Raw genomic sequence first — 15,135 nt, 5'->3', positions numbered from 1 at the left:
ATGTAATTTTGCGCAAAATTAAATTAAATTTAGAATAAATAAAAATAAGATTGATCATGTTTAAAAATTTATATTGTAAAATATCAAAAGTGGGTTTAGGATTGCTTTTTATTACAGGAGGTCTGGCGTATGCACAACAGTGGGAAGATGTAGGTTCTGCCACAATTTCTGCAGGTGCGAGCAGTTATAATAATCTGGCAATTGATGCACAGGGAAATTATTATGTTTCCTATTATGATGTTTCTGTTACTAAAGGATCGGTACAGAAATTTAATGGAACTTCGTGGTCTTATCTTGGAGGCACAGCAGGTATCACAACAGGATCGGCAACATTTAACTCTTTATCATTAGATAACTTAGGAAATGTATTTTATACCAATCAGGACGGATATCCCAATTCAGGCATGGAAGTGAGAAAATTTGATGGAAGTGCATGGGCTTCTTATGCAAAACCTTTTACCGCTACCATTAATCATCAGGCTTCTGCTGTATCTCAAAACAATACTCTTTTTGTGTACTCCAATGCAGAATCAGGATCTGTAAAACGTTACGTTAATAATGCTTGGGAACAGGTTGGTGCCAACGGTTTCGGGACACCATCGTTCTCAGAAATGCTCGTAGGAACTAATGGCAAAGTATATGTCTGCGGAATTTCTTCAGGTGTTAAAGTGTTTGAAAACTCTGCAACAGCAAATGCATCAGATCTATGGTCGTTGGTTGGAGGAGCAAGTGTAGGAAGTACGTTTACGGAAGGGGTCAATTCAACTGCAGATTTTACATTGGGAACAGATAACACGATTTATGTTATTTATTCTTCAGCACCATCCAATAACAGACGTCTGAATGTGAAAAAGTTTGATGGAACAAATTGGGTTAACGTTGGAAATGCCGATTTTGGAATTTCTGATAATCTTTATAATGTATCAATCGCAGTAACTCCAGCCGGAAAACTTTACGCTGTTGCAAGCGGATGGGCTGTGAACAATGGAAAAAATACGGTTTATACTCTTGATACAGCAACAAATACATGGGTAACTTTCGGCGGTGATTTTGTATCTGATGGTACTGCTGTATATAATGATTTGCAATATGATGCAGTCAATAATTCATTAGTTCTTACTTATTCACAAAATGGTGTGAAAGTTAAGAGAATTGCATTGCCGTCAACTTCAATAACATGTAATAATGCAGATCCCGGAAACAATCCCGGAGACACAGGATGTGTAACTTTTAATTACAGAGGGCAATCAGTTGTTTACACTACAGTACGTGGAGCGGACGGTAAAATCTGGTTACAACAGAATTTAGGAAGCGCTCAGGTGGCAACATCACAGGCAGATGAAAATTCTTACGGAGATCTTTTCCAATGGGGGAGATGGGACGATGGTCATCAGTTGAGAAACTCTGCTACGGCTACAATTCCGTCAACCAATTCTCCGGATGGACTGAACGGATCAGGATCTTTTATTATAGGCTCATCCGCTTCTGAAAGATGGTGGAGTACCAATGCATTAAGTGATCAATGGACTGCAGCAAATGCTTCAGCGGTATCATCTTCGAACGGTGCTGACCCTTGTAAAGCAATTGGCCAGGGATGGAAAATGCCATCTCAGGCAGAATGGACTATGGCTGTAAATGCAGAAGGGATATCTAATCCTGCAATGGCGTATAGTAGCAAATTAAAATTACCGGCAGGAGGAAACCGTTCTTTTACAAATGGAACGTTCGATTTTGTAGGGCAAAGAGGATATTTCTGGAGTTCTGATACTTCTAATTCCGGAGGGAGGTTTCTTTACGTAGGAACTTCGTCGGCAAATCCGTCGTCTGGAGCTTCCAGAGGTCAGGGAGCTTCAGTAAGATGTATAAAAGATACATCAGGACTTAGTACTTCAGATATAAGAAAAATTACTATAGGTGTTTACCCTAACCCAACCAACGGAATTCTTAATGTAAAAGTTGATTCAGAAATTCAAAACGTAAACGTAACAAATGTCGTTGGCCAACGAATGAATGTACAGTTTAACAATTACCAAATCAATATGAACGGTCTTCCAAGCGGAGTTTATATTGTAGAATTAGCTTTGAAAAACGGACAGAAAATTTCAAAAAAAATTATTAAAAACTAAAAAATCAACATACACCAAATCCAAAACCTTTAAATTTTTTAATTTTATTTTACAGAGAAAGCTTATGTATTTTGCATAGGCTTTTGTTTTTAATTTAAAAATATAGAACATCATAAGACTCAAGTAAATCGGCTTTTTTCTTAGCTCCCAATTCCGTATCTTTGCAAACTAAATTTTTAATATGTCTAAGTCATTAATTCCAAAATTAGAAGCGATAAAACAAAGATATAATGAGGTAGCAGACCTTATTATACAGCCAGACGTAATTTCGGATCAGAAAAAATATTCTTCATTAAACAAAGAATACAGCGATTTAGGAAAAATTGTACATGTTTACAACCAATATAAAAGTGCTTTAGATAATATTGCAGAATCTGAAGAAATCATCGCAGATGGTTCAGACAGAGACTTGGTCGATATGGCTAAAGAAGAAAAAGTAGAAGCTCAGGGGAAACTTCCCGGTTTGGAAGAAGAATTAAAAGTGCTTTTGATTCCTAAAGATCCAACCGACGATAAAAACGTAATTGTAGAACTTCGTGCCGGAACAGGTGGCGATGAAGCAGCAATTTTTGTGGAGGATGTCTACAGAGCTTATGCCATGTTTTTTAAAACTAAAGGCTGGAAGCACGAAATAACAGATTCTAGTGAGGCTGCAAAAGGATATAAAGAACTGATTTTAAAAATAGAAGGTGATGGCGTTTACGGAATCATGAAATTTGAATCCGGCGTTCACCGTGTGCAGCGTGTTCCTGAAACAGAATCTCAAGGTAGAGTACATACTTCTGCAATTACCGTTGCTGTTTTACCGGAAGCTGAAGAAATCGATTTTGAATTAAATCCGGCTGATATCGAAATGCAGACTTCACGTTCAGGTGGAGCGGGTGGACAAAACGTAAACAAGGTTGAAACCAAAGTACAGTTGACGCACAAACCTTCAGGAATGGTGGTTGTTTGTCAGCAGGCTCGTTCTCAGTTGGCCAACAGAGAATTGGCAATGGAAATGCTTCGTACCAAATTATATGATATTGAAGTTCAGAAATCTGTCGGAGATATCGCAGCACAGCGTAAATCGATGGTTTCTACCGGTGATCGTTCAGCGAAAATCAAAACCTATAACTATCCGCAGGGTAGAGTTACAGACCACAGAATCAACAAATCGATGTACAACCTTGATGCTTATATGAATGGTGACATAGGAGAAATGATCGATGCCGTAATAATGGCAGAAAATGCTGAGAAAATGAAAGGTGAAGAGGAAAATTATTAATTTTTTCTTTTTAAAATATTTAAAAAGCTTCTGAAAAATCGGAAGCTTTTTTTATTCCCACAACTTTCCTTAAATTTGAGAAAATCATTCACAATGAATCTTAAACCTATCTTATTAACGGCTGGAGTTTTGTTTTCAGCAACTTTTTATTCTCAGAAAATGAATTATCCTAAAGCAATAAAAGGAAATCAAACAGATACTTATTTTGGAACTGCTGTGGCAGATCCGTACAGAGATTTAGAAAATGACTCTGAACCTACTAAGAAATGGGTAGATGAAGAAGTTGCTTACAGTCAGAATTATTTATCAAAAATTCCTTTCAGAGAGCAAATTAAAAAGCAATTAACAGACATTTGGAATTACGAAAAAATTGGTGCACCGTTCAAGGAAGGAGATTACACGTATTATTACAAAAATAACGGACTTCAGGCGCAATCTGTATTGTACAGAACCGATAACAAAACTAAGACAACAGAAGTATTTTTAGACCCAAATAAATTTTCAGAAAAAGGAACAACTTCGCTCTCAAGTTTGTCTTTCAATAAAAAAGGAAATTTAGCGGCATACGCAATTTCAGAAGGCGGAAGTGATTGGAATAAAATCATCATCATCGATGCCATTACCAAAAAGCAAATCGATGAAACCATCGTTGATGTAAAATTCAGCGGAATTTCCTGGCAAGGCGATGAAGGTTTCTACTATTCAAGTTACGACAAACCAAAAGAAGGAACTGTACTTTCCGGGATGACTGATAAACATAAAGTGTTTTTTCACAAATTAGGCACAAAACAATCTGCAGATCAATTAATTTTCGGTGGAGATAAAACTCCGAGGAGATATTTGGGAGCAGGAGTTTCTGAGGATCAGAGATATTTAATTATTTCTGCAGCGAACGCAACCAACGGAAATGAATTATACATTAAAGATTTAAAGAGAGGCGGTGACTTTGTTCAAATCAACAAAGGTTTCGATATCAATGTAAATTTGGTTGATACAGAAGGCGATAATCTTTTCATTTTTACAGATAAAGATGCTCCGAATATGCGTTTGGTAAAAACAACCATCCAAAATCCGTCTCCTGAAACGTGGAAAGATGTTATTCCTGAAACGGAAAATGTACTAGGAATCTCTTCTGGTGGCGGTTATTTCTTTGCAACCTACATGGTTGATGCGATTGATAAAGTAAAACAGTTTGACAAAACCGGAAAACTGATCAGAGAAATATCTTTGCCTGGAAAAGGCAATGTCGGCGGATTTGGCGGTAAAGAAAAAGAGAAAGAAATGTATTATTCTTTCAGCAATTATATTACGCCGGGAACTACTTATAAATTCAATGCTGACACAGGAAAATCAGAAGTTTATCAAAAGCCAAAAGTGAAATTCAATCCTGAAGATTATGTTTCTGAACAGGTATTTTACACATCAAAAGACGGCACAAAAGTTCCAATGATGATTAACTATAAAAAAGGAACAAAGCTCGACGGTAAAAACCCAACGATGCTGTATTCTTATGGTGGTTTCAACATCAGTTTACAACCATCTTTTTCTGTCGTAAATGCAATCTGGATGGAGAATGGCGGAATTTATGCAGTTCCAAACATTCGTGGTGGTGGTGAATACGGTAAAAAATGGCACGATGCAGGTACTAAAATGCAAAAGAAAAATGTATTCGATGACTTTATCGCAGCAGGAGAATACCTACAAAGCAAAGGCTACACTTCAAAAGAATATATGGCACTTTCTGGTAGATCAAACGGTGGACTTTTGGTTGGTGCAACCATGACCATGCGTCCGGATTTGGCTAAAGTTGCTTTCCCGGGAGTTGGAGTTTTAGATATGTTGAGATACAACAAGTTTACAGCAGGAGCAGGTTGGTCTTATGATTACGGAACTGCCGAAGACAACAAAGAAATGTTTGATTATCTGAAATCATATTCTCCGGTTCATAATGTAAAAGCAGGAGTTTGCTATCCTTCAACGATGATTATCACAAGCGATCATGACGACAGAGTAGTTCCGGCGCATTCATTCAAATTCGGTGCAGAATTGCAGGAAAAACAGAAATGTGCAAACCCAATTTTGGTAAGAATAGAGAAAAACGCTGGTCATGGAGCAGGAAGAGCAACAGATCAGGTAATCAGTGAAAATGCAGATTTAATTTCGTTTGCTTTGTTTGAAATGGGGATTAAAAAGCTTGGAAAATAATTAAAAAAATATAGAATTAGAGGGCGACTTTGCAGCAGTGCAACGTCGCTTTTTTTATATGAAAATTAGGACAGATTTGTTATCGCAAAAATGCTTATTTTTAAAATCTTAAATCAGAACTCATGAGAAGGGAAATTCAAAATAAAAATCCCCAATTTACAATATCAGAAAAGCAAACTGAAATCTACCCATTTGAAAAAGATGGATTAGAACTAAAATCATCATACACAAGAAAAGACGTAAAAGATGATGCTCTTACTAAGACTTCTCCAGGAATTACACCCTTTTTACGAGGTCCATACTCAACGATGTATGTTCAAAAACCTTGGACCGTTCGCCAATACGCAGGATTTTCAACAGCAGAAGAATCCAACGCCTTTTACAGAAGAAACTTGGCGGCAGGGCAAAAAGGACTTTCCGTTGCATTCGATTTAGCGACTCACAGAGGGTATGATTCCGACCATGCAAGAGTTGTGGGTGATGTAGGAAAAGCTGGTGTTGCGATTGATTCTGTTGAGGATATGAAAATTTTGTTTAATGAAATTCCGTTAGATGAAATCTCGGTTTCCATGACGATGAATGGAGCAGTTTTGCCGATTCTTTCCTTTTATATTGTCGCTGCAGAAGAACAGGGCGTTTCTCAGGATAAGCTTTCAGGAACCATTCAGAATGATATTTTGAAAGAATTCATGGTGCGTAATACCTATATCTATCCACCGACACCTTCCATGAAAATTATTGCGGATATTTTTGAATATACTTCGAGAAATATTCCGAAATTTAACTCAATTTCAATTTCAGGGTATCACATGCAGGAAGCAGGAGCAACTCCGGTTTTGGAGATGGCTTATACTTTAGCAGACGGTTTAGAATATGTAAGAACAGGAATTAAAGCAGGAATGAATGTTGATGATTTTGCTCCGAGACTCTCATTTTTCTGGGCAATCGGGATGAATCATTTCATGGAAATTTCAAAAATGCGTGCTGCAAGATATATTTGGGCAACGTTGTTGAAACAATTTAATCCTCAAAATCCAAAATCTTTAGCGTTAAGGACACATTCTCAGACTTCTGGTTGGTCTTTAACCGAGCAGGAACCTTTTAATAATATCACAAGAACTGCCATAGAAGCTTTATCTTCAGCTTTAGGTGGAACTCAATCTTTACATACCAATGCTTTGGATGAAGCGATTGCACTTCCGACAGATTATTCGGCGAAAATTGCTAGAAATACGCAAATTATTCTTCAGCAGGAAAGCGGAATTTGTGACGTCGTAGATCCAATGGGCGGAAGCAATTTAGTAGAAGCTTTAACTCAGCAGATGATTGAAGAAGCCATGAAGTTCATCGATGAGGTTGAAAAAGAAGGCGGAATGACCAAAGCCATTGAAGCCGGCATTCCTAAAATGAGAATTGAAGAGGCTTCCGCAATAAAACAAGCGAAAATTGATAGTGGCGAAGAATTTATCATCGGTGTCAACTCTTTTAAATCAAATTTAAAACAGATGCAATTGGAGATTTTAGATATCGACAACACGGAAGTTCGTAGAAAACAAATCGAAAGACTTGAAACCATCAAATTAAGCAGAAACACCGTGGCGGTGAGCCAAATTTTAGATGACATTCGTATGTGCGCAAAGTCTGGAAGTGGAAATCTTCTTGAATTGTGCATCGAAGCTGCTCGCAGAAGAGTTACTTTGGGTGAAATGAGCGATGCCATGGAAGAAACTTTCGGACGTTATAAAGCCAACATCAGAACCATACAAGGAGTTTACGCTATGAATGCAGGTAAAAACGAATATTTTGGTCAGGCACTTCAGCTTACCCAAAAATTTGAAGAAGAAGAAGGTCGCCGCCCAAGAATTATGGTGGCAAAAATGGGACAGGATGGTCATGACCGTGGTGCAAAAGTAGTAGCAACTGCCTTTGCTGATATGGGATTTGACGTTGATGTTGCACCGTTATTCCAGACTCCGGAAGAAGTGGCAAAGCAAGCAGTAGAAAATGATATTCATATTTTGGGAGTATCTTCTTTGGCTGCTGGTCACAAAACTTTGGTTCCGCAAGTCGTTGAAGAACTGAAAAAACTCGGTGCAGAAGATATTACGATTGTCGTTGGTGGAGTAATTCCGCAACAGGATTATGAATTTTTATATGCGAACGGAGCAGATTTTATTTTCGGTCCTGGTACAAACCTTCCAAAATGTGCAGTAGATATTTTGAATAGATTTTTAAATGAAACAGTTTAAAGGGAGAATATTTCTTTTAAAATCACCTTAGATTATTTTAAATTTAAGTTAATAAAGCTTCATTGATTTCTTTTTGCACAGCTTTTGTAGTGTAGACCATAACCAAAAAATAAAATATTATGGCTTATACAGTAATTTCAGTATTTCCGGCAGATGTAAACACAGAGGAAATCAAAGCAGAATTAAAAAATCAGGGATTTAACGAAGCAGATATTATTGTTTCAACATCTAAATTAGATGCAGATTCATCTGTTGATAATTATCAGGATGACGAAAGAACAAAAAGTTTCTGGGATCATGTTTTTGTAAATGATAACGAGATTTTATCCGCCTATAGTAAAGAAAGTATAGGTAAAGTCAATGTTGTAGTTTACACTTTGAATCTTACCGAGGCGCAAAACGCAAAAAAAGTATTAGATCAGTTTGGAGCGTTAAAGATTTATAATAAACCTTCTGTTAATCAGAGTGATTCTGAAGAAACTGCAGGGCTACCGGAAGATGTTTACAACGGTATCATTGCAAAGGCAAAACATGATGTTTACTTTTTAGACAATGAACGAGCTTCTACAACGACCAGCAAAGGTATGGGAGATACTATGGATGGTTTGGGTTCGAAAGATTAAAACATATTCACAACCAATAAAGAAAATGACCGCCAATTTTGACGGTCATTTTTATTTAAATTTTCCAGGACTTAATCAGCCAGTGGTAAATCAATTCTTTTACGAAAAAATAAACCAATACAGGAATGATTATGATCACAGACCAAAGGAATGGATTGATGTATGGAGATAATAATCCGTTTGAAACTGCTGAGGTAGACGCAAAATACTGTCCTGCAGCAATAAGAATCAAACTTAAAATCAACACAATCACCAAATGAATGCTAAAACGTCTGCTGATGTCATTCACCATTTTCCTTGGTGAATATCCCAAACTGTTTTTGATGGAAACCTCTTCTTGTTTTTCTAAAAACTGAATTTTAATGAAACTCACAATAATGTAAAGGCACAATGCAAAAATGAAAATTCCTAGCACGGCAATAGCTTTTAAAACTAAAAATAATTTAGACTTTATCTTCGCAGAACGCAGACTTTCCTGATTAGATTCATAGCCGTTTTTATTCATTTTAGAAATCAGCTTTTCATCTCCGGAATCTGCCACCTGTACCAAAACACGGTTAAAAATCTTTGGTTGTGTGGCAAGTTCTGGTTTTGTAGCTAAATTTAAAGAATCCAAAAACTTTTTAGGAATCAAAACCGAATGGATTCTGTCTGAAAGTCCGATGAGTTTTCCTTTATATGTTTTGTTTTCTTTGTTTACGGTAATGTTCAGATTGATCTCTATTTTCTTTGCAAAATCTTCAGAAATCTGCGGCAGACCTTGGTTAAGCGCAAATCCGTAATTATAAAGATTCAAATATTCCCTTGAAATAATGATAGGAATTTCGTCACCTTTCACTTTAAACTCCTCCTCAGTTACAGGAACATCGATAGCTTTCAAATCGACACTTTCGAAATACAAATCGGTGTAGAACGGAATAAAATCACCGCCGTTAGCCGAAGCTTTAAATTCGTTGGCAGAAAACGGGTAGACGTTTTTTATTTCAGTCCATTTTTTAAGTTGGACAATATCATTTTCGTTAAAACCAAGCAACTCTTTTCTTCCGATATTGTCGGGAGTCATTTTTTTGCTCAATGTCAGCCAGTAATTTCCTTCACTGCTTTTGCTTCCGAAAAGTTTGTTGGCATTTTCATAAAGCTGCAGACAAGACAACACCAAAATAAAGGCAATGAAAAGTCCGGCGTAAAGGATGATTGAATTAAAAAATTTCTTCATAATATTTAGAGATGAAGAAGTTGATATTGATGCTCAAAAGGAAATTTATTCAGCTCAAAAAAGATGACGGAACTTCCGCTTTGCTTTGAAACTTCGTCAATTAAATTGAACGCAATCTGCTTATTGTTGACATCCAAATGACTGAAACATTCATCATAAATCAAAAAATTCGTAGGATTGATGAGACTTCTCACGATGGCACTTCTTTGACGCTCACCGTACGAGCAGTTTTCGGCTTTTTTATTCAATAGATTTTCAATTCCCAGCCTTTGCGCATATTCTTTCATGGTAGGAATGTATTTTTTTCGGTCTTCATTAAAAACACGAAGCAGAATATTCTCAGAAATGTTCAGGTCTTTAATCAAACGAACATCCTGAAAGAGAAGACTTACTCCATTTTTTCTATTGCTGACAATCTTCTCTAGATGCAAATCTTTTACAACTTGCTGGTCATATTTGATGTTTCCCTCATACTGAAAATGAGTTCCCAAAATAGCCGTCGCCAAAGTAGATTTTCCACTCCCGGAAGGCGCTACAATCAGGTGTTTGTCACCTTTGCTGAAACGGATGTTTTTCTTCCAGATTTCAGATTGTTCGACGTTTCGGGGAGTGAAATATTTTGGAGAAATATTTTCTAAAATAATATTATCCATTCATGATTAAATAATAAAGTGCATTCTCATCTTTCTTATCCAAAGTGAACACCGTTTTAGAAACCATATCTCCGTTATCTTCTTTAGATTCGTTCACTACATCAATGATTTTCACAGAGCTGTTTTCTTTATTGCTGTTGTAATCTTTTCCGTCTGACCAAGAATATGCAGTGATTCCGGACTTTTTATTAAGCTTAGAATTTTTGCTTTCTTTTTTACCTTTAAACTGATAAATTGCTTTATTATCTTCGGAGAAAATTACCTGATTGTCACCAATCACATACTTCTTACCTTCTCCTAAAGGACCTTGTAGAAATGTCGTAAGCTGAGCTTTATTTTTCGGATTAAAGCCTAGTACAAAAGCATTGTTTGAACGGTAATAATCCATAGAATCTGTAGGTTGTTTAAATTCCACAAAAGCATAATCACCTGTAAATGTTGAAGTAATATCTTCTAATGTCTTGTTTGTTGATGCTAAATAATGATTGATCGTTGCCTCAAAACCAGCTTCTTTAATCAGATATTTCATAAAGTCTAGACTGAAAAAGCCTAAAGAGAAAGACTTAGCCTGATCAAGATCAACGTTTTTCACCAAATCATAGTTGATGCTGTTTTTATCGTAATATTTTTCAACAATTTTTTTCATGTCGTTGTTGAAAAACGTTTTGGTATCCATTTCAGATGTTCCTTTGTCAAAATTAAAATCAAAACCAATTCCTGAATCTTTGATTAGCTTATTTACAGCAAGAGTTTCTATATAACCTTTCGATGCAAAACTCGCAACAGATGCAATATTCATCCATCCGCTGATGTCTTTATCGCTTACCAAAGATTTGTTTACCTGATCTTTTATTGCCGAATTAGCTGTTCCTTTTCTTCCCCAGAAGTCAGTAAAATACTTTTCGTTCAGTTTAGAAACATTTTCCGATCCTGATGAATATGAGTTGTAAGGATTGCTGTATGAATAATCGCTAGACACAACAGCTATTTTACCTTTTATGCTTCCCGTTAATTTGCTGTCAACGTAGATGTAGTCTTTTTTGTCGATTGTTACTTTACTTTTTGTAAGATCAGACATACTTTTCTGGAATTTTGCTTTATCATCAATCCAGAAAAAAGCTTTGATGTCTGGATCGTAAGTCGATTTTCCAGGATCTGCAATAAAATAAAGAGGTTGGTCGATGTCAATCCCAGATTCTTTCGGTTTGTTGACCAATTGCAGGAAAAATTTCTCATCGTTATTCAGATCTTTCTTTTCTTTTAGAATCTTTTCCACTGGAATTTTATCCGAAATCTTGTTGAGGTTTACACGTGAAAGTCCGAGAGTAGCGTCAGTTGTATACGTCAGTATATCATTGTTGTTGCCAGAACTGCAAGAGAATAATACTGCAAACGCAAATACATAGAATAAGTTTCTTATTAAATTTTTTCTCATAATTTTTTTGTTTAAAAAGCAAATATACTAATTTGGAATTCACGACAATGAAATTTCATTTAAATGAGAGTTATTAAAGTCAAAAACTTCAGAAAAAGAAAAAAATAATTTTGAGTTTCAGAAAAATGTATATCTTTGCATCTGAAAATCAAGTTCAACCAAAAAAAAACAACGAAGCAATGTTCAAATACAATCTATATACGTCAGTAGGATTGCCTTTTGCAAAGGCGAGGCTTCGTGGTTTGGTACATTCTTAGAACAACAGTATAATGAAATATCAAAACCCGAAGTCGAAAGATTTCGGGTTTTTTATTGCGCAATATTTCAAACTCAAAACGTTTCCCCGAAATCATTTTTTAGGAGCTTATTGACTACGTCGAATTGTTACTTATTATTTTTTTAAGGAGCAATTTCCCGCTGTCCACTGTATCTTTTTTGCCAACGCTTTTTTCAAGCCAATGCAAAAAAAGGATGCCGTTTCCATCAGGGCTAAGGACGATGCTCTGTCATTCTGAAAGTAGCGAAGCGAATTGAAGAATCTCAACATATGAAAAAGAGATTCTTCCTTCGTCAGAATGACAAAAAACAAACAACTAAGAGTTTAGTTGGCAAAAATATTCGATGCGAAAAAGTCTAACATCTCGTGTCTTATATCTAACATTTTATTAAAAAAACAATGGGAAATTTAAAACTAAAAGGAAAAGATATATTAAAATTAGGGTATCCAAATAATCAGAGCGTCAATATCGCTTTGGAAGTGATGAAAAGAAATTTTGCAACCAAAAATATACATTATGTGAAATCTCTTTTAAAGGAAATCCAGCAAAATCCGGAGAACTTCGAGAAAGATTTAACCTTCGGACAAATCGCGGAAGCTTTGCTTTCATCCAAAAAAACTGAGAAAAGAATGCTCAATACGCACCGAGCATCGTTCCAGATTTTCGGAAACAATATTTCAGATGAAGCAAAAAACCAATTATACACCGCATTGAAACTTCCAATTGCAATGCAGGGAGCATTAATGCCAGATGCACACAGCGGTTACGGACTTCCAATCGGCGGAGTTTTGGCGGTAGAAAATGCCGTGATTCCGTACGGAGTAGGTATGGATATTGGTTGCAGAATGAGTCTCAGTATTTTGGATACACCAATTTCATATTTGGATGGAGCAAGAGACAAATATGAAAAAGCGCTTGCAGAACACACCAAATTCGGAATGTACGAAACGCACAAATCTCACGTCGACCACGAAATTTTCGACAGAGATACGTTCGATATGATTCCGATTTTAAGAAGATTAAAAGGAAAAGCCATCAAACAAATGGGAAGTTCCGGCGGAGGAAATCATTTTGTGGAGTTTGGGGAAGTTGAAATTACGGAAGAAGACGAACAAATCAATCTTCCAAAAGGAAAATACCTCGGAATTCTTTCACACAGCGGTTCTCGTGGATTGGGAGCAGAAATTGCGCAATATTATTCGAGAGCTGCGACAGAACAATGTCCGTTGCCAAAAGAAGCACAAAATTTTGCTTGGCTGGATCTGAACACGCATCTCGGTTTAGAATACTGGACGGCGATGAATCTCGCAGGAGATTATGCTTCGGCCTGTCACGACGATATCCACAGAAGACTGGTAAAAGCTGTTGGAGGAAGAGTAAAAGCCAGAATCGAAAACCATCACAACTTTGCGTGGAAAGAAATCCACAACGGAAAAGAAGTGATTGTTCACAGAAAAGGCGCAACTCCAGCTAATGAAAATGAGTTGGGAATGATTCCCGGTTCGATGACGGCAAAAGGTTTCATCGTTCGTGGAAAAGGAAATCCGGATTCGCTGAACTCGGCTTCACACGGAGCTGGGCGAGCTTTTTCGAGAGGAGAATGCAGAAACCTTTTCACCCAAAATGACATTAAGAAAGAATTAAAACTTAAAAATGTCACTTTGATGGGCGGAAATGCCGAAGAAGCACCGATGGCGTACAAAGACATCAACGAAGTGATGAATGCTCAAAGCGAATTGGTCGATATTCTGGGAACTTTTCAACCTCGAATTGTGAGGATGGATAAGTAAATACACTCTGTCATTCTGAACGTAGTGAAGAATCTCAACATTTGAAAAGAGATTCCTCCTTCGTCGGAATGACAAAAAAAATTAAAAACAATGGACAAAATAATACAAATCACCTCGGGAAGAGGACCTTTGGAATGTCAATGGGTAGTTGCCAAAGTTCTGAAGGTTTTCCTAGAGGAAGCAAAACAAAATAAAATCGAGTACGAAATCATCCACCGTGAAAATGGCGATGAAAACCTGACTTTGAAATCTGCGACCTTGCTTTTAAAAGGAAAAGAAGTCAATGAATTTTTAAAATCTTGGCTTGGAAGTATTCTCTGGATCGGCAAAAGCACATTCAGAAAATTTCATAAAAGAAGCAATTGGTATATCGGAATTTTTGAACTAGAAGGTTTGGAGAAAATTGAATTTAATGAGAAAGAAATTCAGTTTCAAACGGCGAGAAGTCAGGGAAGCGGCGGACAAAACGTAAATAAAGTAGAAACTGCAGTTCGCGCAACTTATCTGAAGATCGGACAAAGTGTTTTCGTGCAGGATTCCCGTTCGCAGTTGGAGAATAAGAAAATTTCCATCATCAGATTAAAAGAAAAAGTGATGGAATTTCACATTCAGCAACTGGAAAAACAAATGCAGGAAACGTGGAATAATCATTTGAATGTTCAGAGAGGAAATCCCATTCGGACATTTTCCGGAACCGATTTTAAAAAGAATCATCAGGAGAAATCTTTCAAAAAAGAAAGAAGTCAACTGAAAAATGAATTAAAAAACTACAGAAATGACCTTAACTAAAAGTAAATATTATTTTGAAGCGTTGGATAATTATCCCTACAGCTTACCAGATTGTCTGGAAGCGTTGAATTATGCGCTTTCCTACGATCCTGAAGATGCAGACTCGCTTTGTCTGATGGGAAGAATCTATAGCGAAATGCTCAACGATTACGAAAAAGCAAAACTTTATTTCGAGGAAGCGATGCAATGTGATGTGACGAATTTGAATACACCAAAATATTATATCAAATGTCTTTTGGATAACGAAGATTTGCAGGAAGCTGAAAAATTGATTAACTATTCTTTAAAAATAAAAGGAATTGATAAATCGATTTTATGGTTTTACAGAGCTCTACTTTCTGAGATGAGAGGAAGTTTTCCGAATGCATTAAAGTTTTTGACTGAAGCAGAAAAATATTGTTTCACAGCGCAAAGTCTTGATTTCATGAAGAGCCGAAAGAAATTTATCAAATCTAAGATGCCCAAGAAATCTAAAAACAAGAAGGAGACGAAATAAGTCTCCTT

At 36.5% G+C, this 15,135-nt stretch carries 12 protein-coding genes; 9 read left to right on the top strand and 3 right to left on the bottom strand.

All coding sequences use genetic code 11. The annotated features are described in order from the left end of the window. Nucleotides 1–56: 56 nt before the first annotated feature. From LNP04_RS10180 to LNP04_RS10160, 5 genes are all read left to right on the top strand, one after another. Nucleotides 57–2,126: a T9SS type A sorting domain-containing protein gene (locus LNP04_RS10180; protein ID WP_229982868.1), complete on the top strand. Its 2,070-nt coding sequence runs from the start codon at nucleotides 57–59 to the stop codon at nucleotides 2,124–2,126. 181 nt (nucleotides 2,127–2,307) lie between these two features. Next, a complete protein-coding gene (gene prfA / locus LNP04_RS10175; RefSeq protein ID WP_229982867.1) occupies nucleotides 2,308–3,393 on the top strand; it encodes a peptide chain release factor 1 in 1,086 nt (361 codons plus the stop codon). 159 nt (nucleotides 3,394–3,552) lie between these two features. After that, nucleotides 3,553–5,598 carry a prolyl oligopeptidase family protein gene (locus tag LNP04_RS10170; protein ID WP_229986290.1) on the top strand — a complete coding sequence of 682 codons (2,046 nt, stop codon included), beginning with the start codon at nucleotides 3,553–3,555 and terminating at the stop codon, nucleotides 5,596–5,598. A gap of 122 nt (nucleotides 5,599–5,720) precedes the next feature. Beyond that, nucleotides 5,721–7,847, top strand: coding sequence for a methylmalonyl-CoA mutase (gene scpA, locus LNP04_RS10165; protein ID WP_229982866.1), 2,127 nt, complete (start codon nucleotides 5,721–5,723; stop codon nucleotides 7,845–7,847). A gap of 119 nt (nucleotides 7,848–7,966) precedes the next feature. Further along, the gene (locus tag LNP04_RS10160; RefSeq protein WP_229982865.1) at nucleotides 7,967–8,470 is read left to right on the top strand and encodes a hypothetical protein; all 504 of its coding nucleotides are present in this window, start codon (nucleotides 7,967–7,969) and stop codon (nucleotides 8,468–8,470) included. Between the two features lie 55 nt (nucleotides 8,471–8,525). Here the strand turns inward: LNP04_RS10160 and LNP04_RS10155 are convergent, their stop codons facing one another. The 3 genes from LNP04_RS10155 to LNP04_RS10145 are packed head-to-tail and all read right to left on the bottom strand — an operon-like array spanning nucleotide 8,526 to nucleotide 11,774. Beyond that, on the bottom strand, nucleotides 8,526–9,686 hold the full coding sequence (locus tag LNP04_RS10155) for an FtsX-like permease family protein (protein ID WP_229982864.1): 1,161 nt from the start codon (nucleotides 9,684–9,686) through the stop codon (nucleotides 8,526–8,528). 5 nt (nucleotides 9,687–9,691) lie between these two features. Next, complete coding sequence (locus LNP04_RS10150; RefSeq protein ID WP_229982863.1) at nucleotides 9,692–10,339, bottom strand: ATP-binding cassette domain-containing protein; 648 nt, start codon at nucleotides 10,337–10,339, stop codon at nucleotides 9,692–9,694. Beyond that, on the bottom strand, nucleotides 10,332–11,774 hold the full coding sequence (locus LNP04_RS10145; protein ID WP_229982862.1) for a DUF4836 family protein: 1,443 nt from the start codon (nucleotides 11,772–11,774) through the stop codon (nucleotides 10,332–10,334). Before LNP04_RS10145 ends, LNP04_RS10150 begins: the two co-directional genes overlap by 8 nt. A 125-nt stretch (nucleotides 11,775–11,899) precedes the next feature. Here LNP04_RS10145 and LNP04_RS19500 point away from each other — a divergent pair, with 125 nt between their 5' ends. The 4 genes from LNP04_RS19500 to LNP04_RS10130 all read left to right on the top strand — a co-directional run bounded on the left by LNP04_RS19500 (nucleotide 11,900) and on the right by LNP04_RS10130 (nucleotide 15,127). Beyond that, a complete protein-coding gene (locus LNP04_RS19500) occupies nucleotides 11,900–12,031 on the top strand; it encodes a hypothetical protein (protein WP_262907398.1) in 132 nt (43 codons plus the stop codon). 419 nt (nucleotides 12,032–12,450) lie between these two features. Beyond that, nucleotides 12,451–13,842, top strand: coding sequence for an RtcB family protein (locus LNP04_RS10140; protein ID WP_229982861.1), 1,392 nt, complete (start codon nucleotides 12,451–12,453; stop codon nucleotides 13,840–13,842). Nucleotides 13,843–13,932: 90 nt separating this feature from the next. Further along, the gene (gene prfH / locus LNP04_RS10135) at nucleotides 13,933–14,631 is read left to right on the top strand and encodes a peptide chain release factor H (protein ID WP_229982860.1); all 699 of its coding nucleotides are present in this window, start codon (nucleotides 13,933–13,935) and stop codon (nucleotides 14,629–14,631) included. Beyond that, nucleotides 14,618–15,127, top strand: a complete 510-nt coding sequence (locus tag LNP04_RS10130; protein WP_229982859.1) for a hypothetical protein — start codon at nucleotides 14,618–14,620, stop codon at nucleotides 15,125–15,127. Before prfH ends, LNP04_RS10130 begins: the two co-directional genes overlap by 14 nt. Nucleotides 15,128–15,135: the final 8 nt, after the last annotated feature.

Source organism: Chryseobacterium sp. C-71 (assembly GCF_020911865.1).
Classification (GTDB): domain Bacteria; phylum Bacteroidota; class Bacteroidia; order Flavobacteriales; family Weeksellaceae; genus Chryseobacterium.
The sequence above is the reverse complement of the archived record's forward strand: the minus strand, read 5'-3'. Positions and strand labels throughout refer to the sequence as shown.